The 26279-nt window shown below is 66.5% G+C and carries 18 protein-coding genes; 13 read left to right on the top strand and 5 right to left on the bottom strand.

Translation table 11 applies throughout. The features are described 5' to 3' along the window. Positions 1-163 precede the first annotated feature (163 nt). Together GWK63_RS09715 and GWK63_RS09710 are read right to left on the bottom strand one after the other, a co-directional pair. The gene (locus GWK63_RS09715) at positions 164-397 is read right to left on the bottom strand and encodes a hypothetical protein (protein ID WP_007400250.1); all 234 of its coding nucleotides are present in this window, start codon (positions 395-397) and stop codon (positions 164-166) included. Positions 398-794: 397 nt separating this feature from the next. Then, positions 795-1589, bottom strand: coding sequence for a dienelactone hydrolase family protein (locus tag GWK63_RS09710; RefSeq protein ID WP_110581282.1), 795 nt, complete (start codon positions 1587-1589; stop codon positions 795-797). 350 nt (positions 1590-1939) lie between these two features. Here GWK63_RS09710 and GWK63_RS09705 point away from each other — a divergent pair, with 350 nt between their 5' ends. The 7 genes from GWK63_RS09705 to GWK63_RS09675 all read left to right on the top strand — a co-directional run bounded on the left by GWK63_RS09705 (position 1940) and on the right by GWK63_RS09675 (position 11592). Beyond that, positions 1940-3244, top strand: coding sequence for an MFS transporter (locus GWK63_RS09705; protein ID WP_112210192.1), 1305 nt, complete (start codon positions 1940-1942; stop codon positions 3242-3244). Between the two features lie 105 nt (positions 3245-3349). Further along, a complete protein-coding gene (locus tag GWK63_RS09700) occupies positions 3350-4624 on the top strand; it encodes a cation:dicarboxylate symporter family transporter (protein ID WP_112210054.1) in 1275 nt (424 codons plus the stop codon). A gap of 145 nt (positions 4625-4769) precedes the next feature. After that, complete coding sequence (locus GWK63_RS09695) at positions 4770-5606, top strand: class I SAM-dependent methyltransferase (RefSeq protein ID WP_112210052.1); 837 nt, start codon at positions 4770-4772, stop codon at positions 5604-5606. Beyond that, positions 5581-5784 (top strand): hypothetical protein, encoded by a 204-nt coding sequence (locus tag GWK63_RS09690; protein ID WP_146750220.1) that lies wholly within the window; start codon positions 5581-5583, stop codon positions 5782-5784. The genes GWK63_RS09695 and GWK63_RS09690 overlap by 26 nt, the downstream gene beginning before the upstream one ends. Before the next feature lie 96 nt (positions 5785-5880). Beyond that, entirely contained in the window at positions 5881-7092 is a 1212-nt protein-coding gene (locus GWK63_RS09685) for an efflux RND transporter periplasmic adaptor subunit (RefSeq protein ID WP_039999984.1), read from the top strand. Next, the gene (locus GWK63_RS09680) at positions 7070-10174 is read left to right on the top strand and encodes an efflux RND transporter permease subunit (protein WP_112210048.1); all 3105 of its coding nucleotides are present in this window, start codon (positions 7070-7072) and stop codon (positions 10172-10174) included. Before GWK63_RS09685 ends, GWK63_RS09680 begins: the two co-directional genes overlap by 23 nt. Further along, positions 10171-11592 carry an efflux transporter outer membrane subunit gene (locus GWK63_RS09675; protein ID WP_007400261.1) on the top strand — a complete coding sequence of 474 codons (1422 nt, stop codon included), beginning with the start codon at positions 10171-10173 and terminating at the stop codon, positions 11590-11592. Before GWK63_RS09680 ends, GWK63_RS09675 begins: the two co-directional genes overlap by 4 nt. Positions 11593-11690: 98 nt before the next feature. On the opposite strand, the gene GWK63_RS09670 is transcribed toward GWK63_RS09675, so the two are convergent. Next, positions 11691-12329, bottom strand: coding sequence for a TetR/AcrR family transcriptional regulator (locus GWK63_RS09670; protein ID WP_007400262.1), 639 nt, complete (start codon positions 12327-12329; stop codon positions 11691-11693). Between the two features lie 651 nt (positions 12330-12980). Between GWK63_RS09670 and exbB the strand changes: the two genes are divergently transcribed. From exbB to GWK63_RS09645, 5 genes are all read left to right on the top strand, one after another. Further along, the gene (exbB, locus tag GWK63_RS09665; protein WP_007400263.1) at positions 12981-13721 is read left to right on the top strand and encodes a tonB-system energizer ExbB; all 741 of its coding nucleotides are present in this window, start codon (positions 12981-12983) and stop codon (positions 13719-13721) included. 9 nt (positions 13722-13730) lie between these two features. Continuing rightward, positions 13731-14195 carry a TonB system transport protein ExbD gene (exbD, locus tag GWK63_RS09660; RefSeq protein WP_039999988.1) on the top strand — a complete coding sequence of 155 codons (465 nt, stop codon included), beginning with the start codon at positions 13731-13733 and terminating at the stop codon, positions 14193-14195. After that, positions 14192-15031, top strand: a complete 840-nt coding sequence (locus tag GWK63_RS09655; RefSeq protein ID WP_099963198.1) for an energy transducer TonB family protein — start codon at positions 14192-14194, stop codon at positions 15029-15031. The genes exbD and GWK63_RS09655 overlap by 4 nt, the downstream gene beginning before the upstream one ends. Positions 15032-15546: 515 nt before the next feature. After that, entirely contained in the window at positions 15547-19992 is a 4446-nt protein-coding gene (gene bcsA / locus GWK63_RS09650) for a UDP-forming cellulose synthase catalytic subunit (RefSeq protein WP_099963199.1), read from the top strand. Positions 19993-20008: 16 nt separating this feature from the next. Beyond that, positions 20009-23806, top strand: a complete 3798-nt coding sequence (locus tag GWK63_RS09645; RefSeq protein ID WP_112210046.1) for a cellulose synthase subunit BcsC-related outer membrane protein — start codon at positions 20009-20011, stop codon at positions 23804-23806. Between the two features lie 147 nt (positions 23807-23953). On the opposite strand, the gene GWK63_RS09640 is transcribed toward GWK63_RS09645, so the two are convergent. Both GWK63_RS09640 and GWK63_RS09635 read right to left on the bottom strand, forming a co-directional pair. Next, complete coding sequence (locus GWK63_RS09640) at positions 23954-25324, bottom strand: NAD-dependent succinate-semialdehyde dehydrogenase (protein ID WP_099963200.1); 1371 nt, start codon at positions 25322-25324, stop codon at positions 23954-23956. 175 nt (positions 25325-25499) lie between these two features. Next, positions 25500-25751, bottom strand: coding sequence for a hypothetical protein (locus tag GWK63_RS09635; protein ID WP_139064320.1), 252 nt, complete (start codon positions 25749-25751; stop codon positions 25500-25502). On the opposite strand from GWK63_RS09635, the gene GWK63_RS09630 reads away from it, so the two are divergent. Further along, the gene (locus tag GWK63_RS09630) at positions 25750-26253 is read left to right on the top strand and encodes a flavin reductase family protein (protein WP_007400274.1); all 504 of its coding nucleotides are present in this window, start codon (positions 25750-25752) and stop codon (positions 26251-26253) included. The two genes, GWK63_RS09635 and GWK63_RS09630, sit on opposite strands and share 2 nt — an antisense overlap. Positions 26254-26279: the final 26 nt, after the last annotated feature.

Raw genomic sequence — 26279 nt, 5'->3', positions numbered from 1 at the left:
TTCCGGGGGCAGGCCCTTTACGGTAGGCCATGATGCGTTTCCGGTCCTTTATGAAGGACGGGAAGGGACGGACTGCCGGAGCCGGACGGCACCGGCATGTGTCCTGACATGCTGTCAGGGCGGCTGGCAGTCGTACTGATTTTTCAGTGCCAGACCCAACTCATCAATCCAGGACCCATTCATCAACCGGCCGGTTGGCCATGTCATGTGCCCTGTAGCCTTTTTTGCGTGTCCGCTCGCTGTCCGCGCTCCCGGCCGGAAACAGCTTGCGGGCATCTTCATAGGCAAACATCGCAGCCTTCGCGGCTTTCTGGCGTTCCTGTGCGGTTTTGTCGGGGTTCAAGGCTTTGGCCATCCAGGCATCGCCTTTACGCTCACATTCATTGGCAGGGATCATTATGGGGCCTTTTCTGACCGGGTTTCCTGTACGTAAAATACTCTAAATCATATGCCCGGGTCCAGTCACGGCGCGGCAACCGGCCTGCGCCCCGGAATGAGCCGCGTATGGACGATCCCCCGCGCTTTCCAGTCCTGCCCTGTGTGCCAGCCGCCGCACCAGGCGAAGCGGTGGTGCCGGGGGCAGGGCCTGCCCGTGACGTTCCCGTCGCCTCACGCATGCGGCAAGCGTTGCCGGGCATACCAGGCGGAACCGGCGTTCTGACCGGCCTTGCGGGACGGGACGCCACAGGCGCGTGCATGCGGCGTATCGTGGCGTCCTGACAAGGTTCCGGGAAACGCCCGGACGGGCATCTTCCGCTTCCGCGGAAGCAGGTCGGGATATTCGTCCCGGACCTTCAGTGTGTGGCGAAACTTTCGTCAAGCCAGGCGCGCATCATTTTTGATGACCAGCCGTCCGCCTGCGCATCATACCGGCACAGGCCCGATGCGGCCGTCGCTTCCTTTTCGGTAAAGCAGTGGACAGCATGGCCGATGGCAAGAAACTGCCACGGGGCGGGGCTTGCGCGCATCTCGGTCAGGAAGCCGTCGAACTGGGGGCTGGTCGTGGTGTCGTCCGCCCCGTTCATGGCGAGAACCCGCGCCCGGATCGCATGCGCCAGGGCGGGATCATCAGTCGAGAGATTGCCATGGAACGCGACCGCAGCGGCGATGTCCGCGCCGCTCCGGGCCAGATCAAGGACCGCCGCGCCGCCAAAGCAGTAGCCGATGGCGGCCAGGCGGGTCGTGTCGATCGGTGCCTGCGCGGCAAGGGACCTGAACCGCGCCAGGGCAAACGCGGCACGACGGCGCATCATGGGCCGGTCAGCCAGCAGCGGGGATACGGCGTCGCGTGCGCTGGCCGTGTCCTTCGGGCGGATCGTGGCGCCGTACATATCCGTCAGCAGGATCACATAACGCTGCCCCGCGATGCCTTCGGCCTTGCGGATGGCGTTCTCGTTGACGCCGAACCACGCGGGAACCATCAGAAGGCCCGGCCGCCGCGCGGCCGTCGCGTCGTCATAGACAAGGACGCTGTCATAGCGCGCGCCCTCGAATGTCCACGAAACCGGCCTGTCGACCATGCGCGCACTGGCGTGCCCGGCAACAAGAAACGGCAACGCGGCAATGACGGTATGGCGCAGGCGGACCATTGACGTTTTCCTTCCGGTCAGGGGAAAGGCGAGAGGGCGGTCAGATTACCGCATATGCCGCTCCGCTCCAGACCATGAGGGCGCGAAGCTGTCACGAAATCGGGATAACGGGCCAGAATGACCGTTTTCTTCTGTCCCGTTCCCGAAACCGGGGCCGGTGCTTACCCGCAACGGCCCTTCGTCGGGCTGACAGGCGGCGACCGCCGCATCCGAGGTGGAAAGACATTGCGGTATTGTCCCGGGGCGGACATGGTAACGGGCAACGGATCGATGGCGCCGGGTCCGGCCCGGCGTTGCACAGCCATGGAATGGCGTATGGACTGGCCTGGAATTTCAGGGAAAGCAGGGTAATGGGGAACGGGCAGGTGCTTTCCGTAAAAGAAAAGACGGCCTATGGCTGCGGGGACGCCGCCTCCAACATGATGTGGGGCATGACGTCATCCTACCTGATGTATTATTATACGGACATATATGGCCTGCCGCTGGCCGCCGTATCATGGATACTGCTGGTGGCCCGTGTTGTGGATGCCTTCTGTGACCCGGCCATAGGCTATGCTGTTGACCGTATCGGCGGGCTGGTCGTGCCGCGCCTGATCCGCTTCCTTGCCATTCCCTTCGGCATAACGGGTTTCCTGTGCTTTCTGGCCCTGCCGCTTTCACCCACGGGGAAAATCCTGTGGGCTGGCGCGACCTATATCGTGTTTGGCGCCATCTATTCGTGCATCAACACACCCTATGGCGCGCTGGCCGTCATGATGAGCCGCTCCGCCACGGGGCGCATCGGCCTTAACGCATTCCGCATGATGGGCTGTCAGGCCGGATCGCTGCTTGTGGCGCTGCTGACCATTCCCGCCATCACCTGGCTGGGTGGGGGCGACAGTGCGGCGCAGCACCGGTATGGCATGGCGGTCTATGTGCTGGCCCTGTCGGTTCTGGGTAGCGTGTTGTGGCTGTGCGTGGCGCGTGGCTGCACCGTAAGGCATCCGCCGGTACCCGTCCGGCAGGCTTTTGTCGGCACGCTGCGCCATCTGCTGGGAAACCGGCGATGGGTGCTGAGCAATCTGCTCGCATCCTTCTATTTCGTGGGGCAGGCGGCCCTGTTCGGGTTTGCGCTGTATTACGCCCGCATCATCCTGGGCGGCACGGAGCAGCTGGGCGCCAATATCATTACCTTAATCACCGTGCTGCTGTTCGCGGGCGTGCCCGCGTGCCTGCCCCTTGCCAGACGTATGGGGACCGTCCGCAGCGGGGTGATATGCCTGATCGCGCAGGGCGTGGCCTATCTGGCAATGGCCGCTGCGGGTGCGTCCATGACGGGTTTTTTCCTGTCCGTAGCACTTCTGGCACTGGCGCAGGGTGTGATGTCCCCGCTGTATTACACCGTGCTGGCGGCAGCCGTGGACGATGGTGATCCGCGGACTTCGACCGGATCGGCTGGCCTGGCGTATTCGATCAACACATGGGTCACGAAGCTGGCGATGGGGCTGACCGGCTTCGTTCTGGCGCAGTTCCTCTCATGGGGGCACTATATTGAGGGCGGAATGACACAGCCACCGGATCTGCCGTCCTGGATCATGGGCGGATTTGTCTGGCTGCCGCTGGGGGCGGTCGGGATGCAGGTTCTCTGTCTTCTGGCATGGCGTGGCAGGGAATGAACATGCCGGTCGCATTCGAAACGATCTGGACCGTGATAGACCATTTTGTGTTCAAGAAAGGTCGCCCGCCCTTGCCGGGACGGGCAGGCCATAGAGTGTAACGAGATGCATTTCTGCCGATCGCTGTTTTTCCAGATTGTCGTGGCGAGCGTGCTGGGTGCCGGGCTGGGCATTGCGGCGCCTGACACGGCGGTCTCGCTCAGGGTCCTGAGCGACCTGTTCCTGAAGCTGATCGCCATGCTGATGGCCCCGCTTGTGTTCTGTGTGGTGGTGCAGGGCATTGCAGGGGCCGGCAGCCTGCGCACGGTCGGGCGGATCGGCCTGAAGGCCCTGTTCTATTTTGAGGCCGTAACCAGCGTTGCCCTGTTCCTTGGCGTGCTGGCGGCGATGATATGCCAGCCGGGCGCGGGCCTGCATGTCGGTGCGGATGCGCAGGCCCCGGGGCCTGACGGCACGTTCGGTGAAAATGCCGCCGCCCTGCGCCATGACGGACCTGCCGGCTTCATGCTGCATCTTGTGCCCGCCAGTCCGCTCGGCGCGTTCGTGCAGAATGACGTGCTGCAGGTCCTGGTGTTCGCCATCCTGTTCGGCTGCGGGCTGTCCATGGCGGGGGCGCAGGGAAAACCGGCGGCGGCACTGGTCAACGCCATTGCCGCCGTGCTGTTCCGCATCATGGGCATGGTCATCCGGGTGGCCCCGGTCGGGGTGCTGGGGGCCATTGCCTATACGGTCGGTCATTTCGGCATACGGTCGCTGGGGCAGCTTGGGGTCTTTGTCGGGCTGTATTTCGTGCTGGTCGGCCTGTTTGTCCTGCTCGGGCTTGGTCTCCTGCTGCGCCTGTGCGGGGTGGGGATCTTTTCCTTCATGTGGTACCTGCGCGCGGAACTGGCGGTTGTGCTGGCCACCACGTCGTCCGATGCGGTGCTGCCGCAGATCATGGAAAAACTTGCCGCCATCGGCATCCCGCGTGAGGTCGTGGGGCTGGTCATCCCGGCGGGGTATTCCTTCAATCTCGATGCGCTGTCCATCTATCTGGGGCTGGCGGTACCGTTCCTGGCCCAGGCGTCGGGCGTTCACCTGACGGGGACGCAGCTCTTCCTGGTCATGGGCACCGCCCTTGTTACCTCCAAGGGGGGGCATGGCGTGCCCGGGGTTGCGATTGTCATTCTGGCCGCGACACTGGCGGTCGTGCCGGAAATTCCCCCTGCGGGGCTGGTTCTGCTGGTTGCGGTGGACTGGTTCATCGGGATTGCCCGCGCGCTGGGCAATGTCATGGGCAACTGTGTCGCAACCATTGTGGTCGCGAAATGGGAGGGCCAGCTTGATGGCGCCGCCACACGGCGTGCCCTGCGGATGGCCCGCACCCACGGAGCGGAATGAACCGGGCGAAAATACACGGTACCGGCATATGGGCGGCCCCGTAACCGTGATGATATGCGTAGTTCGGGTATGATGGCCTGCTGATCAGGATGGCTGTTTCTGGCAGGTGCCTGCCCCTGTGTCCGCTCCGATTGGGTGAAAGACCATGGTCCATGCATGTCCCAGCGTAACCGCATGGCGCGTCGCCCGCCACCGTGCGCGGCATCAGCTGCTGGAAAGGGGGGCTGTCTTTACCGATCCCCTCGCAATCCGGATTATGGGCACAGAGGGTGAAACGCTTGCCACGGCAGGGGACGGGCCGGGAGAAAAGGGTTTTCGTCTTTTCATGGCCATCCGCAGCCGCATCGCGGAGGACAGGCTGGCCCATGCCGTCCGGCGCGGTGTCAGGCAGGCCGTTGTCCTGGGTGGGGGCGTCGATACCTTTGGCCTGCGTAATCCGTATGAACGGCACGGCCTTGGCGTGTTCGAGGTGGACAGGCCCGTCATGCAGGACTGGAAGCGCCGGCATCTGGCACGGATGGGTCTTTTAGTGCCCCGGTCCCTGACATACGTGCCCGTTGACTTCGCGCAGGACAGCCTGCGTGCCGGTCTGGTCAATGCGGGGTTCGACCCCGGCCAGCCCGCATTTTTTTCATGGCTGGGGGTCGTGCCTTACCTGACGCGCGCGGATATCGGACAGACGCTGCGCTTCGTATCGGGCATTCCGGATGCCGAAATCGTATTTGACTATGGCGAACCAGTTGAAAATTATCATGGAGACCACAGGAAACGTATGGAGGAACGCGGCAGGTTTGTCGCATCCGTCGGGGAACCGTGGCTGAGCCGCTTCAGTCCCGTGGCAATGCACGCCATGTTAAGGGACGCCGGGTTCAATGCCATTACGGATTACGACAGGGCGGGCCTTTCTGCCTATTTCGGCTGGCCCGTCAGCAGATCGGGTCCAGAAGCCGGACCACATGTCATGGTTGCCCGCCCGGCGTAATGGCGCATGCCATGACGGCACCGGCCGCCACCCCGCCCGGATTGCCGACAGGCCGGGCCTGACAGCACACCTGGCTGGCATCCGCTTTGCCCCGGGGCGCGCGTGGCCCTGCCGGGCCGGTTTTGACAGGGCCCCGGCATGCCGCCCCATGGCGGGTGGCATGGGGGCATGGTCGTGAACTTCATTGCAATACGATACGGTCTCGTCTATGAAATGGCGGCCACTGGATCCCCTGTCGTCGGGTTCCGGACATGATTGAGGACGCTCCTTGCCCATGCAGACCAGACATGCTGGCACAAAGGCCGGGGGGGCTGTACGGCCGCCATCCGGCCTGCCCACCGTTTCCGGGGCGCGCGGGCCCATCGGGGACAGCACGCCCCCGGCCATGCCCGGACCGGCGCATCGCCCGGCGGGAACCGGGCTGGTCCTGCTGTGCCTGCTGCTGCTTCTTTCCGCCTGCCACAGAAAACCGCCAGCGGAGGAAGTCCGCCCCGTCCGCTCGGTCATGGTTGAACCCGGGCCTGACAGGAATGCCGAGGTGATGACAGGGCAGGTCGCCGCCCATCGGTCCATCAACCTTGCCTTCCGCCTGCCCGGCAAGGTGGTGGAGCGTGCGGTTTCCGCCGGCAGCACCGTGCATGCGGGCGATGTGCTGGCACGGCTGGATGACACGGTGCCGCAGCAGACGCTGCGTACGGCACTGGCGGAGAACGCCACCGCGAAAGCCGCGCTGGAACAGGCCGCTCCCCTGAAGCAGCGTGCCGCCGCCCTGCTGCCGGTAGAGGCCATTTCACGCAACGATTATGATGACGCGGTGCGTCGCTACAAAACCGCGCTTGATCAGGTGCAGGCGACACAGGCGCAGGTGCGCGTGGCGCAGGAACAGCTTGGCTATACCCGCCTGCTGGCGCCCGAGGACGGCATCGTGACCGACCGGCTGGTGGAAGCGGGCGAGGTGGTGGCCGCGGGCCAGCCCGTGCTGCGCATGGCGGCGGGCGACGGGCTGGACGGGCAGTTCGACATGCCCGAGGCCCTGGCGCGGTCCCGTCTGGCCGTGGGCATGACCATGAAGGTGTGCCTGGATGCGACGCCCGCGCTCTGCGCCCCCGCCGCGATCTATGAAATCGCCCCCGATACCGATCCGGCTACCCGCACCTATCATACCAGGGCGCTGCTGCGCGCCACGCGCGACATGATGCCGCTGGGTGCTGTGGTGACGGGACATCTGTCCATGCCATCGGCGCCAACCGTCCATCTGCCACCCGCCGCCCTGACAGTGCAGGACGGCAGGCCCGCGGTCTGGATCATCGCCCCCGACACGCTGCGCGTCTCCCTCCGCCCCGTCATCATTGCCCGCTATGCCACCGATGACGTGGTGATCGCATCCGGCCTGAACGCCGGGGACCGGGTGGTGACGGCGGGCGTGCAGGCGCTTTACCCACAGGAAAAGGTCAGCCTGCTGGATGAAGCCGATGTCCGCCCCTGAGCCCCGTGCGCCGGGGGGCATGAACCTGTCGGACTGGTCCATCCGCCATCGGGCGCTGGTCCTGTTCTTCATGATCCTGATCGGTGTGGCCGGCATCCAGTCCTACTTCAGACTGGGCCGGAACGAGGACCCGCCCTTTACCGTCAAGACCATGGTGGTGGAGGCATTCCTGCCCGGTGCCTCGGTGGAGGAAACCACCCACCAGCTGACCGAACGCATTGAAAAGAAACTGCAGGAAACGCCCGACCTCGATTACGTCAAGAGCTATACGCTGGCGGGCAAGACCACGATTTTCGTCAACCTGCTGTCGGGCGCGCCCAAGGCGCAGGTGCCCGATATCTGGTACCAGGTGCGCAAGAAGGTGGGCGACATCAGGGCCCAGTTGCCGCAGGGCACGGTCGGCCCGTTCTTTGATGATGAGTTCGGCGATACCTACGGCATCATCTACGGCTTTACCGCCGACGGGTTTTCCCACCGCGAACTGCGTGACTATGTCGAGACGGTGCGCGACGAACTGCTGCATGTGCCCGACGTGGCCAAGATCGACACGCTGGGCGCGCAGGATGAGAAGATCTATGTCGATTTCTCCACCCACCATCTTGCCCGGCTGGGCATAAACGGGGCCACGATTGCGGCAGCCCTGCTGGCGCAGAACGCCACGGTGCCATCCGGTGTGATCGATACCGGGCGCGAGCAGATACAGGTCCAGCCCACCGGGCAGTTCGGATCGGTGCAGGATATTGCCAATGTCACGGTCTATGCCGGCAGCCGCAAGGTCCGGCTGGGCGATATCGCCACCATCACCCGCACCTATTCCGACCCGCCGCAGACCCTGTTCCGCGTGGGCGGGCAGGATGCGATCGGGCTGGCGCTCAGCATGCGCAGCGGTGGCAACGTGCTGGAACTGGAAAAGAACATCACGGCCAAGATGGCCGAACTGCACGCCCGCATGCCCATCGGGATCGAGGCGCATCTGGTCGCCAACCAGCCAAAGGTGGTGCACGACGCGGTGGGCGATTTTACCGAAGCCCTGTTCGAGGCCATCGCCATCGTGCTGGGCATCAGCTTCCTCAGCCTTGGCGGGCGGGCGGGCACGGTGGTGGCGTTCTGCATTCCCTTCGTGCTGGCGGTGGTGTTCGTGTGCATGAAGCTGTTCGGCATCGACCTGCAGCGCGTCTCGCTCGGCGCACTGATCATCGCCCTTGGGCTGCTGGTCGATGACGCGATGATTACGGTGGAAAGCATGGTCAGCAAGCTGGAGGAAGGCTGGACCCTGACCCGGGCCGCGACCTATGCCTATGTCTCGACCGCGTTCCCCATGCTGACCGGAACCCTTGTGACCGTGGCGGGGTTCATCCCGGTCGGCTTTGCGAAAAGTGTGGCGGGGGAATACACGTTCTCCCTGTTCGCCGTGGTGGGCATGGCGCTGATCGCATCGTGGTTCGTGGCCGTGCTGGTGGCCCCGCTGGTGGGTGTGACCATTTTGAAGCAGCGCCCGGCGGCAGCGCCCCATGCCCCGCCGGAGGGGCGGCTGCTGCGCGTGTTCAGCCGTGCGCTGCTGTTCACCATGCGCAGGCCGCGCGCCACCGTGCTGGCCTGCCTTGGGGCACTGGTCGTGGCCATTGCGCTCTCGCCACTGGTGCCCCGGCAGTTTTTCCCCGCATCCGACCGGCCGGAACTGCTGGTTGACCTGTCGCTGCGGCAGGGGGCGTCGATCAGGGCGACGGCGGATGTCTCGCGCCGGCTGGATGCCCTCCTGCGCCATGATCCCGACATCGACCACTGGAGTTCCTATGTCGGGCGCGGGGCCGTGCGCTTCTACCTGTCGCTTAATGAACAGTTGCCCAACGACTTCTTTACCCAGACCGTCATCGTCGCCAAAAGTGCCGTGGCGCGTGACCGGCTGCGCAGGCGGCTGGACGTGGCCCTGAGCCGCGACATGCCCGATGTGGTGCATGGGCTGTTCCCGCTGGAACTGGGGCCGCCGGTGGGCTGGCCGGTGCAGTACCGCGTCACCGGCCGTGACCCGGACCGGGTGTGGCATTACGCGCATGACGTGGCGAAGATCATGGCCGACAGCAACCAGTTGCACATGGTCAATTTTGACTGGGGCGACCCCGCGCGCAAGCTGAAGATCGAGGTAAGGCAGGATGAGGCCCGTCGTCTGGGCCTGTCATCGGGGGCGATTGCGCTGGCCATCAATTCGGCCGTGACCGGGCTTACGGCCACGCAGGTGCGTGACAGCATCTATCTGGTCGATGTGGTGCTGCGCGCCAACCACGCCCAGCGCCTGTCGATCGAGGACCTGCGCAACCTCGACATCCGCCTGCCCAATGACCTCACGGTGCCGCTGTCCACCGTCGCCAGCGTCGCTTACGTCGAGGACTATCCCCTGATCTGGCGGCGTGACCGCCTGCCAACGCTGACCATACAGGCGCAGCTACGCGACGGGGTGCAGGCGGATACGGCCGTTGCCACGCTGGCTCCGAAAATCGCGGCGTTCAACGCGGGCCTGCCTGCGGGCTACCACGTTGCCGTAGGCGGCACGGTGGAGGAAAGTGCGAAATCGCAGAAATCCGTCGTGGCTGTCGTGCCGCTCATGATCCTGGTCATGCTGGGCGTGCTGATGATCCAGTTGCAGGACTTCAGGCGGCTGGCGCTGGTCATCAGTGTGGCGCCCTTTGGCCTGATCGGCGTGGTCGGCGCGCTGTTCCTGACCCAGCACCCGATGGGGTTCATCGCCATGCTGGGGCTGGTGGCGCTGATTGGCATGATCATCCGCAACTCGGTCATCCTTGTCCACCAGATCCAGATCGAAAAGGACCTGGGGCAGTCGGAATGGGATGCGGTGATGAATGCGGCCAAGATCCGTTTCCGTCCCATCATGCTGACGGCTGTTGCCGCCATACTGGGCATGCTGCCCATTGCATCCAGCGTGTTCTGGGGGCCGATGGCCGATGTCATCATGGGCGGCCTGGCCGTGGCGACGGTGCTGACGCTGATCTTCCTGCCTTCGCTGTATGTACTGTGGTTCCGGGTCAAGGAAACGCCACAACCGCAGGTTGAGGGAGCCGCCCGATGAAACGCATCCCGATCCTTGTGCTGCCCGCGCTGCTGGCGGGCTGCGCGTGGCTGGCGCCGACCTATCACCGGCCACAGATGCCCATGCCCGATAAATGGGGCACGCAGCAGGCCGCCACCGTGCCCGATGGCGGCGCATGGTGGCGCAGCTATCATGACCCGGTCCTGGACGCGCTGGTGGACGAAGCGCTGAAGAACAATGATGACCTTGCCCTGGCCGGGTCAAAGCTGCAGCAGGCGCGGGCACAGTATAAATATGCCTTCGCCAACCAGTTGCCCTCCATCTCGGTGGCGGGCGCGGATGCCATGGGCCGCCTGCACCTGAAGGATGAACTGCCGGTCACACACAAGATGAGCAACCTTGGCTTCGTGGGCGGCATGCTGAATTACGAAGCCGATTTCTGGGGCAAGAACGCCAGCCTGAGCAAGGCGGCAAAGGCGGGCGTGAAGGCAGCGGGGTACGGGCATGAGGCCGCGCGGCTGTCCATCGCCGCCGCCACCACCAAGCTGTATTTCAGCCTGCGCGCGTTGGACCGGCAACGCGAGATCCTGCAACAGACCATCGGGACCCAGACGGCCCTCCTGGCGCTGGTGCGGCGCCAGCATGAGGTGGGGGCGGTCGATGCGCTGGTGGTGCAGAACGTGACCGAGCAGCGTGACGCGGCACAGGCGGCCCTGCCGGATGTGGAGGACCAGCGCGGCAAGGCGGAAAGTGCGCTGGCCGTCATGCTGGGGCGCGCGCCCCAACAGATCATCGGACAGGCGATGGAGCGGGGCAAGAACATCGACGAACTGACCATTCCCATCCCGACACCGCCGGAAATTCCGTCCACCCTGCTTGAACGCAGGCCCGACATCGCCATGCATGAACAGACGCTGATCGCCAGCAACTTCAATATCGGCTTTGCGCGCGCGGCCTATTTCCCCACCATCTCGCTGGCCAGCCTGGCGGGGGTGAACAACATTGATATCGACAATTTGTACCGCGCCACCACGCGGTCATGGACGCTGGCGGCCTCCATGGCGGCGCCGGTGATGGATTTCGGTCGCACCGCCAGCGGCGTCAGGCTGGCACGCGCCGAGAAGAACGAGCAGGTGATCCTGTACAAGCAGAGCATCCGCACCGCGTTCAGGGAAGTGCATGACGCCCTGCTGGAACAGGCCAACGCCCGCACGCGCGAACAGGGTGACGGGGATAAGGAAACGGCAGCCGAAAAAACCGTGGAACTGACGCAGTTGCGGCTGGAACACGGCTATTCCAGCAGGCTGGATGTATTGTCGGCGCAGGTACTGGCCCAGCAGGCGGAACTGGCGCATACGACCGCACGGCTGTCCAGCCTTGATGCATCGGTTGACATGTACAGGGCGATCGGGGGCGGGTTTGACACCAGGACCCCACAGGACAGCAGGCGGAAATAACGGCGGGGCAGGGGAGGGATGTCCCGCCCGTCCCGGTTTGGACCGGCGGCCGCCCGCATTCCGGCCGCGTGGCGGTACGTCAAAAAAACGCCAGCCCGTTACCGGCGGTCCCTGTTGCCCGACGGCGGGGGAGCGGGTGTGGCCAGTATGCCCGTCATGAAGGCGCGCCAGGCGTGATCAAGGTAGTGGTCCCGGTCCTGTGCCGTCAGCAGCACCCTGCGCCCGAACAGCACCTGCTGGTGGGGGCCGCCAAGGCAGAGCGTGGCCAGCATCTGGCTGGTTTCCTCCAGGTCGCACCCCGCCTTCAGCAGCCCCGCCCGGGAGACGGCGGTCAGGAGCGTGCAGGTCAGTTTTTCCAGCGGGTCAAAGATATGGGCACCCGCATGGTTCACCAGGTCGGGGAAGCGCCATCCTTCCGCAATGAAGGTGCGGCTCAGGGACAGCGTCTCGGGGCTGAGGATCAGGTCAAGCAGCATCCGCATGGTCTTGTACAGGGCTTGCAGCGGGTCGCTGGACACCATCTCCGCGGACGGGGAAGCGGCACGCAGGAAGCTGTTGCCCAGTTCGGCAATGACCGTCTTGAAAAGGCTTTCCTTGGAGGGATGCCGCCGGTAGATCGTCTGCTTGCCCACCCCGGCCACGGCCGCGATCTGTTCGACCGACGTGGCGGCATAGCCCTGTTCGCCAAACAGGCGGGTGGCGGTTTTCAGGATCAGGGCATCCAGTTCTTCCGACATCCGGCTGTCGGGCCGACCTGAGAATTTCCGCTTCCTGTCCTGATCCGCCATTCGACCCCCTGTGCGCACTCCCTTCCGATTATAGGGGACCCAGGCCCCCCGCAAGGGCTTTCAGCGGGGGCGGCATCCCGTCGCGGGCGGCGCAAGCCGCTTCGTTTCCGGCACCGCAAGGCAAAGCGGGCCTGCCGCGCGCTCTTTCCCGCAGAACCCGCCCGGCAGCCCGATGGCAGGGTGGCGCCGTAACCGACCTGTTCCTGTCCTTTTGCGGCAGAAGGGGCGGTGGCCTGCGGCATGCCGTCCTGTCCCGGCCCATGGGGAAGCGGGACGGGCGGACACCGTGCAGAATTTATTTGCGATTCATTCTTACACTCATTATTGATTGACCTGTCCGCGTGACACCCCGTACCCTCCACCGCCGGCCTGCCGTAAACAGGGGCCAGCGACTACCGTCCCCTTCCTTCTGGCCGCGTGCATTACCGGATTGCCGATGCTGTCTTTCAAGCAGAGATGCGACATGGTCGCAGGTCATGATGCGCCATGGCGGGGCCGGCCCGCAGGCGGCCCGGATGCGGCCGTGGTGCCGCCGCGCGCCCCCCATGCCGGCCCGGTCCGCGCCTGGCCCCGCAACCCTTCTGTCAGGAAAGGTCAGCCATGACCCCGATTTCGTTCTCTCCCTGGGCCATGTTCCTGGGGGCTGGCCCCGTGGTCCGCTGCGTCATGACCCTGCTGGCCATGGCGTCCGTGCTGACATGGACCCTGTTCATCGCCAAATCGGTCGAACTGCTGCGCGTGCGGCTGAAGCTGCGCCGCGCCGAACAGGCGCTGGAGCAGGCCAATACCCTTGATCTGGGCGAGGAATGGACCCGCGACAATGCCTCCATCGCCCACACGCTGGTCATGGCGGCCGAGACCGAACGCCGCTGCTCCGCCGATATTCCCGATGATGGCGAGGGCCTGAAGGAACGCATCGTGCTCCATCTGGAACGGCTGGAAGCCGCCGAGGGGCGCCGGTTGCTGCGTGGCACCGGCGTGCTGGCCACGATCGGGGCGACCGCGCCGTTCATCGGCCTGTTCGGTACCGTATGGGGCATCATGACATCCTTTACCGGCATTGCCGCAAGCCGGGCGACCAGCCTGGCCGTGGTGGCCCCCGGCATTGCCGAGGCCCTGCTGGCAACCGCCCTGGGGCTGGTGGCCGCCATTCCGGCGGTGGTGATCTACAACCACCTTGCCCGTCAGGCGGCGTCATGCCGCGCGCAGGTGGCGGACCTGACCGCGCTGGTGATGCGCCTGGTCTCGCGCGATCTGGGGCGGGCGCGGCTGCCGGCGGCGGCGGGCAGCGTCGTGCGTCTTGACCCGCAGCCGCGTGATGCCCTGGCCGCGGCGGAATAGGGGGCGGCCATGACCATCCGTATCCGCCATGCCGATGACAACCCGCACGAGGCCAGCGAGATCAACGTTACGCCGTTCATTGACGTGATGCTGGTGCTGCTTGTCATCTTCATGGTCACGGCCCCGCTGGCCACGGTCAACGTGCCGGTTGACCTGCCGTCCTCTGCCGAAAGACCTGCCCCGCGCCCGGATGATCCGGTGTTCCTGACCGTAAAGGCCGACCACGGCCTGGCCCTGGGCGAGGACGACATCACCCCGGATGCCCTGCCCGGCGCGCTGGAGGGGGCGACGAAAGGCAACAGGGACGAACGCATTTTCCTGCGGGCCGACAGGACAGTGGATTACGGTACGCTGATGGGCGTGATGGACAGGCTGCGCGCGGCCGGATACCTCAGGGTGGCGCTGGTCAACCTGCAGGGGCGGGAGGAAGGGCGCGACCCCGCCACCGCGGGCGGGGCGGGGGCCGCGCCATGACGGCCACCGGCCCGGCATGTTCCCTGCCGCCCTTCGCGCAGTGGCGGCAGGGGCAGGAAAGGCTGGCCCGGCGGGCGGAAGCCATCCGGTGCGGGGTGTCCCTTGCCGTGGTTCTGGCGGTGGCCGGTGGTGCCGTGGCATGGGTCATGCGCCTGCCGCCCCCGCCCGTGGCGCCGCCCGCTCCGCCGCCCGCCGCCATTGCCATCGACATGGCGCCCGAACCCCCTGCCACCCCGATGCCGCCAACGGATGTTCCCCCCGGCCCGCGGCAGACCCTGTCCATACCCGACCCGCAGCCGGACCCGCCGCCCCGCGTCACGGCTCCGCCCGCCCCCGTGCCCGACCCGCCGGTTCCGGTACCGCCGGAGGAAAAGCGCAGGCTGCCTGCAAGAAAGCCCAGGCCGGTCCCGCACCTGAAAAAACCCGTGCCCGACAGGACGCCACCGGCCGATGCCACCACGGCGCCGCCGTCCGTCCAGGCGCCGCCCGCGCCAGTACAGGCCGCGCCGGCACCGGGTGCCAGTTCGGCCCGCGCGGCGCATGACCCGCTTACATGGCAGGGTGCCCTGCTGGCACAGCTGGAAAAGTTCAAGCGCTATCCCCCCGCCGCAATGGGCGCGCGGCAGGAAGGCGTGCCCACCGTCCGGTTCTCCATGGACCGCAGGGGGCATGTCATCTCGGTCGAACTGGCCAGCAGTTCCGGCCATTCCATGCTGGACCAGGAAGCCGTGGCGCTGCCCCGCCGCGCCCAGCCGCTGCCCGCCCCGCCCGACAGCGTGCCGGGGGACCCCATCACGCTAACCGTTCCGGTTGAATTCTACCTGCACCAGAACTGACCATGAACCGGGGGCCGGGGTGCGGCCTGCGCGCCGCCCCGCTGCCTTCATCCCGGCCCCCGCACACCGGCCCCGCCACCCTGGCCCCCGGGGTCATCCGGTGCCCCCGGCACGGACGGGCACATTAATTCCGCGTAACATCCCCCGATATGCCCCATCCGGAGGCAGGTCCCCGCGCGGTGATCAGGGAAGCCCCGCCGCCGCTTATGCGGCCGGCCCGTTTCCCGCCCGGAAAACCGGATGAAAAATGGAATGTTGATGACCGGAAGCGGGCATTGACAGGGATATATTTCCAATATAAGGGGGAAAATTGACCATTATATTACAATATATATCCATTCTGTTCTGAAAAGCCGGATGGAAATCAGGATTTTTTATAAATGACCATCATGTAATGGCGGACGGGTGGCTGCCTGTACCACAGGTTGTGGGTGCGGGACTGCGGGGACTGCCCGAAACGAATGTCCCGTTCCTGAAATCGCCTACTGAATTGCAGCGTATCGTCCCGAATTTCCATGATCTGGCGTATTCTCAAGTCTCCCTTCGTCACCGGCCCGCTCTTTGCCCTGCTGATGGCGGTGGTCAGCCTGACCTATCTCACCCCCGACCACCAGTTCTTCGTGGCGGTGGGGGGTGGGGTCCTGTTCTTCCTTGTCCGGCGGCATGACGAACGGTGGTCGCGCTGCTTTCTGATGGTGCTGTCCATTGTCGTATCCGGGCGTTACCTGGTGTGGCGGTTCACCTCCACCCTGGACCTTGACGGGGTGCTGCAGGGCAGCCTGGTCCTGGCGCTTGCGGTGGGGGAAATCTATACCACCATCCGGGTGGGCTTCACGTATTTCCAGCTGGCCTGGCCCCTGCGGCGGCAGATCCACCCCCTGCCGGAAGATGAGGGCACATGGCCGGTCATCGATGTGTATGTCCCGACCTATAACGAGGACATTTCCATCGTCCGCACCACGGTGCTGGGCTGCCTGTCCATGGACTGGCCGGCAGACAGGCTGAACGTCTACATCCTGGATGACGGGCGGCGGCGCGCGTTCCGTGACTTCGCAGGGCAGGTCGGGGCGGGCTACATCAACCGCGCGGAAAATGTGCATGCCAAGGCGGGCAACCTCAACCACGCCATAGGCGTCACGTCCGGCGACATCATCGCGATCTTTGACTGTGACCATGTGCCCGTGCGCGGCTTCCTGAAAAAGACCGTGGGGTGGATGCTGGCCGACCCCAATCTGGCCCTGCTGCAGACGCCGCATCACTTCTATTCCCCCGATCCCTTCCGCCGCAACATGAGCCGGGGCATGCAGGTCCCGCCCGAAAGCAACCTGTTCTATGGCCTGCTGCAGGACGGGAATGATTTCTGGAACGCCACCTTCTTCTGCGGGTCATGCGCCCTGCTGCGGCGCAGGGCCATCGTGTCGATCAACGGTTTTGCCACCGAAACCGTGACGGAAGACGCCCACACCGCCCTGCGCATGCAGCGCAAGGGGTGGGGGACGGGTTACCTGCGCGAACCGCTTGCCGCCGGGCTGGAGACGGAAACCCTGCTGCTGCAGATCGGCCAGCGCGTGCGCTGGGCGCGCGGCATGTTCCAGATGCTGCGCATCGACAACCCCATGCTGGGCCGTGGCCTGCGCCTGACGCAGCGGATCTGCTACATGGCGGCGGCCACGAACTACTTCTTTGCCATACCGCGCATGATGTTCCTGCTGGCGCCGCTGGCCTACCTGTTCCTGGGTGTCACCATGATCGCGGCATCGCCGTATGAACTGGCGGTCTATGCCCTGCCGCACCTGTTCCATACCACCATGACCATGTCGCGCCTGCAGGGGCGGTGGCGTTATTCGTTCTGGAGCGAGATTTACGAATCCATGCTCGCGCCGTTCCTGGTGCGCATGACGTTCGTGACCATGATCGCGCCGCACAAGGGCAGCTTCAACGTAACGGACAAGGGCGGCCTGCTGGACCGGGAGCGCTTTGACTGGCGTGCGTCCTATCCCGGCGTGATCGTGGCCGTGGTGCTGGCGGTGGGGCTGGTCAGCGGCATCTGGGCGGCGATTGTCCATTACCATGAAACGCTTGTGTTCCGCGCCATGGCCGTCAATTCGATATGGGTGCTGTTCAGCCTGATCATCGTGCTGGGCGGTGTTGCGGCGGCGCGCGAGACCCGCCAGCGCCGGCACAGCCACCGCGTGGCCGCCAGCCTTCCCTTCGAACTGGTGGATGCGCAGGGCCAGGTGCATGCCTGCCGCAGCGTGGACGTGTCGATGGGGGGCTGCCAGCTTGACGCCGCCACGGTACCGGGCGCGGCGGGGGGGCGGGTCATGCTGCGCTGGTCGCTGCCTTCCGGCCCGGCCACGATGGGGGCGACCATCATTGCCCGGTGCGGCGGGCGGCTGCACCTGCAATGGGTCATTGCGGGGCTGGCGTCGGAACGGCAGGTGGTGGCGCTGGTCTTTGGCCGCGACGATGCCTGGGCGCGGTGGTCCGACTTCCCGCCCGACCGCCCGCTGCGCAGCCTGTACCTGCTGGTGGCCAGCATCTGCGCGCTGTTCCGTCCCCCTCCGCGCGTGCGGGATGAAACGCCGCACGCCGTTGCGCGGAAAACGGCAGCGCAGGACGAAACGCTGCCCCGCCAGCAGCTTGTCATCCCGCCCGATCGCACCGTGGTGCTGCGCGATATCGGCACGGCGCTGGTCCTTGCCGCCATGCTCCTGCTGCCGGCCATGGACGCGCGCGCGCAGGCGGCCCCCGCCATGGCGGATGCCGGCCCGGCGGTGGTGGCCGACGGGTCCGTTGACGCGATTGACAATGCCCATATGACCAGCGCGGATGTGGACGAGGTTTCACACCAGCCGGTTACCCGCACGCGCACCCTTGCGGACATGGGCCGGACGGAGGACATGGTCCTGCGCGCGAACGCCCCGCTGCATGGCCTGAGCGCGGGCGTGGGGCGGGACATCATCATTACCGCCGCCCGTCTGGGCATTTCCGGCACCGCGCGCGGTGCCGCGGGCCGCGTGGCGGTTGCGGTCAGCATCAACAACCAGGACGCGGGCGTGATCTGCCCCACCGCCGATGGCGCTTTCGGGCCGGTGGACCTGCCGCTCAGCCCGATGTTCCTTGATACGCGCAACAGGATCAATTTCCGCCTGTTCCTGCGCGCCCCGCAGCCGGCCGACCCGTCCGCCCCCGCCTGCGGCCCCGATGCGCGCGGGCGGGACGGCAGCGCGGCGCAGGTCAGCGATCCGGGGGTGCAGGTCGTGATCTCGCCCCGTTCCACCCTGACGCTGACCACGGTTGGCCTGGTGCCGCACCGGCTGCTCTCCGCCTTGCCCTATCCGGTGCTGGACCCCGATGCGGCGCGGACGGCTGCGGTCACCTTCGTGCTGCCCGGCGGGCGTGATCCGGCGCAGCTGGAGGCGGCGGGCATGGTGGCGTCGTGGCTTGGCTTGCAGTCACGTGAAAGCGGCATCCATTTCAACGTGGCCGCCATCCCCCCCGATCAGGGCAGTGCCGTGGCCATTGCCCCGGGGCAGCCGGGGCCGTGGGGGCGCGCGCCGGCGGGGCCGGCACTGGCGGTCATGCCCAACCCGCACGACAGGTTCGGCACGGTGCTGGTGGTGACCGGCCGCACCCCGGCCGAGGTCAGGACCGCGGCACAGGCGCTGGTGCTGGGGGCGGAACATGACGCGCCGGGGGCCTTTGCCGCGGCCCCCGTCGTGCATCCGCCCGCCCGCCAGCCCTATGATGCCCCCGGCGTGGTGCGCACGGACCGGCCCGTGACCCTGCGGGAACTGGTTTCCACGGCGGCGCTGCGCACCCGTGGCCTGACATCGGGCACGCTTGACATCGCGCTTTCACTACCACCGGACCTGCGTTCATGGCGTTCCAGGCCGTTCATGGCGCGCCTTCAGATCAGCGCGCCCGAAGGCGGCGTGCTGGACCGTGCGAAATCGCGTGTCAGCATCACGCTGAACGGGACCTACCTGCATTCCTATCCGCTGGTGCCGCTGTCGCTCAACCCGTTTCGCACGCCCGGTGCGCCGGTGGAACACGATCTGGAACTGCCGGTGTGGAAAATGGCGCGGCACAACGAACTGCGGCTGTATTTCGATGTCCATCCCCGCCATATGACGGATGCCGCCGCCGCCGCATCGGATGCGGTGGTGGAACTGGACCCGTCCTCCACCATCGATTTTTCCAAGTCGCGGCATTTCGCGGTCCTGCCGGATGTGGCGCTGTTCGCCGCCTCGGCCTTTCCCTTTTCCCGTATGGCCGACCTGTCGGAGACGACCGTGCTGCTGCCGCCCCATCCCGCCGATGGCACTGTGGGCGCATTCGTGGACATGATGGGCTTTGCCGGGGCGATCAGCCGTTATCCCGCCACCGGGGTTACGGTCCGGGCCACCGACATGCCGGTTGATGCCTCGGTAACGGGTGACATCCTGCTGCTTTCCACACTGGACGGGCTGGGCAACGGGCGGGCCGCCCTGGCGCGCGCGGGATGCGTGCGCGCGCCCTCCCTGCTGGCGCGGCTGCGCGCGCGGGTGACGCAGGGCCGTGACGTGCCCGCATGCGACTTCACGCAGGGCGCGCTGGTGGCGGCGCAGTCGCCCTTTGCCGCGCAGCGTTCCGTCGTCGCGGTGCTGGGGGGGACGCCCGATGCGCTGTCCGCCATGGTGCGCGACCTGCGTGACCCGGCCGACACGCCGCGATTCCAGGGGGACATGGTGATCCGCCATGGCGCGCGTCTGGACAGTTACCGCACCGGCGGCCTCTACACCGTGGGCAACATGCCGGCGTGGATGCTGCCGGACTGGTATCTGGGCGGCCATCCGCTGCTGCTGTGCGGGCTTGGGGGGCTGGCCGCGCTGTGCGGCACGTCATGCGCCATGCGGGTGCTGGGCGCGCGCAGCCGGCGGCGCATCCTGAACGATGACCTGACAGGCGACCTGTAACAGAGGGAAACGGACCATGCCGGATGGGTTTGCCATGCCCTGTCGCGCCTTCATGCCCGTGGGGCGGCCCGTCCGCGCGCGGATGTGGGGGGGCGTTGTCCTTGCCGGGGCGCTGTGCCTGTACATGCCACGGGCCGAGGCACAGACACCGCTGCGCTATGCCGAGACCATCCTTGACGGACAGATCGAGGAGGGGGCGTTCTGGATCCACCATGGTGACGACATGCATGCCCTGCATGCCCTCCAGCGCGCGCTGCGCATCGAGCCGGATAACCTTGAAGCCGGCCTGATGCTGGGTGCCGTGCAGGTGCACCAGAACGACATGGCGGGCGCGCGTGCCACGTTGCAGGCGCTACAGGCGCAGCCGGGGGCACAGGCGCAGGTCGCGGCCCTGCGCGGCTGGATCGGGCAGGCGCCCATCGACCCTGCTGCGCTGGCAAATGCCCGTTCCGCGGCCGATACGGGCAAAAAGCTGCAGGCGACGCTGCTCTATCGCGCGGTGTTTCAGGGCGCGCACCCCCTGCCGGACATGGAACTGGAATATGACCGGGTCCTGTCCGGCTCCCTGTCGGGCTATACCGAGGCGACGCAGCGCCTGCGCGCGCTGGGCGCGCTGCTGCCCCATGACCTGGAAATACGCATGGCGCTTGCGCAGGCCCTGAGCTACCGCCCCGCCACCCGCCCGGACGCCATTGAGGACATGCGCCAGCTTGCCACCGCCGCCACCACGCCGGATTTCATCCGGGGCGAGGTGATGCAGTCATGGCGCAGGACGCTGGAATGGATGGGGGCCGACCCGCAGGCGGAACCCTATTATCAGGAATGGCTGGCCCTGCATCCCGATGACACGGAAATCGCCAGCCGCCTGAAGGCGGAACAGGCCGCCCGCGCGCAGGCGGCCCGTCTGGCGCTGGTGGGGGCGGGCTACCATGCGCTGGCGCATGGGGAACTGGAACAGGCGGAACGCGACTTCAGCAGTTCCATGGGCACCGATCCCCCCCGCCCCGAGGCGCTGGAGGGGCTGGGCCTGGTGGCGCAGCGCCGTGGCGACATACCGGCGGCGCGGCGCTGGCTGGAGCAGGCGCGCGCCCTGGCGCCGGATGACGCGGGCATCCGCAATGCGCTGGCCGGGCTGGACGCCCCCGGCGGCGACCCGCAGCTTGCGCGCCTGTGGGCGCTGGTGGCCCGCCACCAGTATGACGAGGCGCAGGCCATGCTGCCCGCCGTGGAAAAGGACCACGGCAGGATTGCCGATACCCTTCGGGTGCGCGCCATCATCGCGCATGCACGCCACGAACTGCCCCGCGCGGAAGCCGCATGGCGCGCGGTGCTGCGGCTTGTGCCCGGTGACCTGCCCGCCGCCGCCGCCCTGTCCGACGTTTTGATCGAGGAAGGCCGGATTACCGAGGCCGAAGGCTGGGTCGCCCGGCTCCGGGCTGCGCATTATCCCGGTGTTACGGGGCTGGAGGCCGGTGTGCTGGGGGCCATGGCCGAAAACGAACCCGACCAGGCCCGGCGCGCCCTGCTGCTGGAACAGGCCCTGCGTGATGCCCCGCATAACGGCTGGCTGCGGCTGCATCTGGCGCAGCTATGGCTGGCGCGGGGGCAGGCCACGCGCGCGCGTGCGCTTATGGCGCCGCTATGCAACCTGCCACCCAAAACGGACGAGGATACGCAGGTCTGCTTCGCCTTCGCGCTGCAGGACCAGGACATGCCGCGCGCCGATGCGCTGCTGGCGCGCCTGCCGCGTGCGGACATTACCGCGCAGATGGCCGATGGCGTGGCGCAGGTGCGGCTGTGGCACCAGATCAGCCACCTGCCGCCAGATGATGCGCAGGCTGTCCCGATGCTGGAGCACATGCCCGTCGTGCCCGATCCCGAAGGGACGCAGGCGCGGCTGGTGGTGAATGCGCTGCTTACACGCCACGCGCCGGTCACTGCCGCAGCCGGGGTGCTGCACCGCGCGCTGGCGGACAGTGCCGGGCATGTCAGCGTGAACCAGAGCCTGTCCTATGCGGGGCTGTTCATGCAGATTGATGACCCGGTGGCGGCGCAGCAGGTGCTGGACGGGCTGCCCGCCGTGGCGCGGGGCAGGCGGCTGACCCCCACGCAGGCGCGTGACCTGCGTGACATGACGCGCAGCCTGGCCATTGCGCAGGCGGACCGTGATGACATTGGCGGCCACCCCGATGCGGCCCGCCGCCTGCTGGACCCGCTGCTGGCGCAAGGCCCGGATGATGCCGACCTGCTCCTGGCGCGCGGGCGGGTGGAAGCCGCACTGCGCCAGCCCGCGCAGGCGGTAGTCTATGACCAAAAAGCGCTGGCCATCCGCCCCGATGACACGATGGCCCAGGCCGCGCTGGCACGCGACAGCCTGGCCAGCGGCCACGAACAGGCGGCGCGCGCCATGGCGCGCACATTGCAGGCCACGCATCCGCAATGGGGCGATACATGGGAGATACAGGCCGAGATCGCGGGTCTGGACGGCCGTGACCGCCGTCGGCTGGCGGATGTGCAACGCGCCCGCGCGCTGGACTGCACCCCCCGCGATGACGGGGATGACAGCACCGGCTACGGCACCCGTATCGATGCGGGCTGTGCCCCTTACCGCGCGCATGCCGGGGATGAATGGCCAGACATCGGCACGAATTTCGTGCCCGGCATGGGGGCCGGCATGCCGGAGGTCTATCATTATGACCCGTCCCTGACCCCCGTGCAGGCGCTGGACCGGCAGGCGGACTACCTTCAGCGCGCGCTGGTGCCACAGGCGGATGGCAACCTGGAAATCCGTGACCGTTCGGGCCAGCCGGGGCTGGGCCACATGACGGTGGTCAACATTCCCATGACGGCCATCGTGCCGTTTTCCTCCACGCAGCACCAGCTTGCCCTTTCCGTCATGCCCAGCGTGCTCATGTCGGGCGATCCGCTGGCATCCGGTGCCACCGCGCAGCAGTACGGCAGTGTTGCGGCGGGTGGCGTGCGTCCGGGCTTTCATGTGCCCGCCGCCGTGGCCGGTGTGGCGCTGTCGGCGCATTACCAGTGGCGGTGGGTTGCGGCCGACGTCGGGTCCACCCCGCTGGGCTTTACCACGACCAATGTGCTGGGCGGGATTGAGCTTGCGCCGCACCTGACCCACAGCCTGACCCTGCGGCTGACGGGTGAACGCCGTGCGGTGACCGACAGCCTGCTGGCCTATTCCGGCGCGCGCGACCCCGCTACGGGGCGGGTGTGGGGCGGGGTGACGCGCAACCGGGGCCATGGGCAGCTGGAATGGGCGCAGCCGGGCTACAACCTGTATGCAGGCGGCGGCTACGCGGTGATGCAGGGCACGCATACGGTAGCCAACCATGAAGCCGAGGCCGGCGCGGGGGGCTCCGGCCTGCTGTGGCACCGCCAGGACGCGCAGCACCTGCGGCTGGGGCTGGACCTTGTCTATTTCGGGTATCGCCGCAACACGTATTTCTTCACATGGGGGCAGGGGGGCTACTTCTCCCCGCACGCGTTCATGGCCGCCCTGGTGCCGCTGACCTATGACGGGCATGCCGGGCGGTGGACATGGCTGTTCAGGGGGGAAGCGGGCTACCAGCACTATACCGAGCACGCGACGGCCATGTTCCCGCTGGGAGAAGGCGGGGCTATGGCGGGGCAGCGTTACGCGGGCCAGTCCACCGGCGGGCTTGCGGGCAATGTGCTGGCGCGCGCGGTCTACCAGCTTACGCCCGCGCTGCGGCTGGGGGTGGAGGGGGGCTATTCACGCTCGGGCAGCTGGGATGAGGTGCATGGCATGCTCATGCTGCATTACGCGCCGGGGTAAGTATATTTTAAAAAGGAACGGAAGTTCCTGGTGAAGCTTTTTTCAAAAAACTTCAGAAGAACGCCGCCTTTTTGAAAAAAGGCGGCATCCAGAAACGTCCTGTCTTTTAAGGGTGCCCCGCCCTGCGGGCAGGACGCCGTGCCCGGATCAGGGCGTGTGGACCAGCTTGCGGTTGAGGAATTCCTCAATGCCGAATTCCGAAAGCTCACGCCCGTAGCCAGAGTTCTTGATCCCGCCAAAGGGCAGGTCGGGTGCGGTGCCGGTGGTGCTGTTGATGAACACCATGCCCGTATCGATGCGGGCTGCCACCCGGCGGCCGCGTTCCACATCGCTGGTCTGGATGGAACCGCCAAGGCCGTAGGGCGAATCATTGGCCAGGGCCACGGCCTCATCATCGCTGCCCACCGGGTAGATGATGGCGACGGGGCCGAAGATTTCCTCGTAGAAAATCGGGTTGTCCTTTGTGACGTGCGTCAGGATCGCGGCTTTCATGAAGAAGCCCTCACGCGCGATCTGCCTGCCGCCCGTAACCAGTGTCGCCCCGTGTGCCACCGCCTTTTCCACCTGGGACACGGCATGTTTCATCGCCACTTCGCTGCTCATCGGCCCATGGGTCACGCCCTGTTCCAGCGGGTCGCCGTACTGGAATGCGTCCAGTGCGGTTTTCAGCTTCGTGGTGAACGCATCAACCAGTGACGTATGCACGATCATGCGCTTGGCCGCGGTGCAGACCTGCCCGTTATTGGACATGCGGCCCTGCACGGCCAGCGGAATGACCTTGTCCAGGTCGGCATCGTCCAGCACGATGAAGGCATCCGACCCGCCCAGTTCCATCGTGCTTTTCTTGAGCGCGCGCCCCGCCTGCGCCGCAACCGCGCTGCCCGCGCGTTCGCTGCCGGTCAGGGCCACGCCGCGCACTTCGGGCCGTCCGATCAGTTTTTCCGACTGGTCGTTGGTAATGAACAGGTTGGTATAGGTGCCTTCGGGCGCGCCTGCTTCACGGAACAGGTCCTCAAACGCCACGGCGCATTGCGGCACGCCGGGGGCATGCTTCACCATCACCACATTGCCCGCCATGATGTTGGGGGCCGCCACGCGGGCCAGCTGGTAGTAGGGGAAGTTCCACGGTTCCACGCAGTAGATGACGCCCAGCGATTCACTGGTCACGGTAGCATGGCCCCGCGATACCGGCAGTTCACGCGGGGCAAGGAAGGTTTCGGCCTTCTGGGCGTAATAGGACAGGATATCGGCCGAAAGATCGATCTCCCCCAGCGCTTCGGGCAGGATCTTGCCCATTTCGATGGAAATCAGGCGGGCATGCTTTTCCCGGTCGCGGCGCAGGATGTCCGCCGCCCTGAGCATGATCGCCCTGCGCTGTGCAATGGTGCGGTGCCGCCAGTCACTTTCCCACAGCTGGTGGGCGGTGGACAGCTTGGCCAGCATTGTCCTGTCATCATGAAGGTCAAAGACCTTTTCCGTCTTTCCGGTGGCCGGATTGATGGTGCGGTAGGGGCTCATGTCAGCATGTCCTTGCATGGTTGCGGGGCGGCAGGTGACTTTATGGCCGGGTGAAGGTTTGTAATGTCTGAACGGGGAATGCCCCGCACCGCAACGCGGTGCACCCGGCCGGCATCGCCCGGCCTGTTGGATGGCTGGCCCCATCGTGACTATATCCGTCCGTATCGTGTCAACATCAGCCACGGGCCGGCTGGGATGCGGTCAGGACAGGCGTGTGCCGCAGGCGGCGCGGGCCGGGGGCGGGCGTGCGATGGCGCCACGGGTGGTCACGATGGTTTGAACACGACGGGGCCGTGCCGGGGCCGGGTACGCCCGCGTCCTGCCCCGCGCCATGCGGGGAGGGGGTGCCCCGCGGCGTGGCTGCTGGACAGGTCCGGCCTCGCCCGCCATGCTGGCGGCCGACTGACCGGAAAGGAGAGCAGTTCATGGATGAACAGGCCAGAAAAACCGCACTGCGGATGATTCCCTACGGGCTGTATGTGCTGACGGCGGGCACGCAGGACACCGCCATCGCATCGGCCACCATCAACTGGGTCACCCAGACCAGCTTCGCCCCGCCGCTGCTGGCACTTGGCATCAAGACGGATTCCGCTGTTTACGACGTGGCCCGCAGGACCGGGGACCTGGTGCTCAACATCCTGGGGCAGGGTCAGGGCGGCCTGGCCTTCGCCTTCTTCAAGCCCGCCGGATATGCGGACGGGAAGCTGGGCGGGCAGGACATCCGCCGGGCGGGCAATGGCGCGCCCATCCTGACCGCGGCACCGGCGGCGGTGGAGCTGAAGGTGCGCCACGTCGTGGAACTGGGCGATCACCATACTTTCGTTGCCGAAGTCACGAACGTGCACCTGAACCGCGAAATCACCGGCCGCCCGGATGAAGCGGTGCTGCACATGAAGGATCTGGGCGAGAAGGTTTTCTACGGCGGCTGATCCCCCGCCCGCCGCCATGCCTGCGG

This window comes from Komagataeibacter rhaeticus (assembly GCF_011611525.1).
GTDB lineage: Bacteria > Pseudomonadota > Alphaproteobacteria > Acetobacterales > Acetobacteraceae > Komagataeibacter > Komagataeibacter rhaeticus.
This window is presented reverse-complemented; position numbering and strand designations above follow the sequence as displayed.